This is a genomic window from Mesorhizobium sp. LNHC229A00 (assembly GCF_000502415.1).
Classification (GTDB): domain Bacteria; phylum Pseudomonadota; class Alphaproteobacteria; order Rhizobiales; family Rhizobiaceae; genus Mesorhizobium.
The window spans coordinates 1-453 of sequence record NZ_AYWQ01000177.1 but is presented as its reverse complement, the minus strand read 5'-3'; the positions used below and the strand labels follow the sequence as shown (position 1 = coordinate 453).

Annotated in this window: 1 pseudogene; it reads right to left on the bottom strand. The window is 61.1% G+C overall.

What is annotated here, in order from left to right:
- Positions 1–89 precede the first annotated feature (89 nt).
- Positions 90–222 (bottom strand): annotated as a pseudogene (ccoS, locus tag X742_RS1000000173675) (cbb3-type cytochrome oxidase assembly protein CcoS).
- Positions 223–453: the final 231 nt, after the last annotated feature.

Here is a 453-nt window from a genome sequence, read left to right as displayed (position 1 = left end):
CAGACGTGTGCTCTTCCGATCTAATCGCCAGCGAAGACTAGGTCGACTGACGACCAGCATCCGCACAGTCGTTGGCGTCGCCAGCCGGTTCAGCCTCGCGGATCTTCCCGATCGATAAGGACCCGCTCGGCGGAGCCGTCAAGATCTTCGTATTGGCCGCTCTTCAAGGTCCACAGGAAGCCCCGGTCCAAGCCCCACCAAAACAGGCAGCGGCCATCGCATTTCCGTCAGGACGGGCGTCTTGCTGCCGACAGCGTGCTCGCCAACCATGACGGCGCTATAGGCCGGAGGAACTCGCCGAAGGCCTCATGTAAAGTGATGTGGAAGGGAGCAGAACCAAAGGGACTCTGCTCCGCGTGCCCGCTTTTTTCGCAGCTACGAAACGCTCACCGAGAACGGATCCGTACTGAGGAGGAGGCCGTCCTTGACTTGCCCGACGCCGGCAACCTTCTC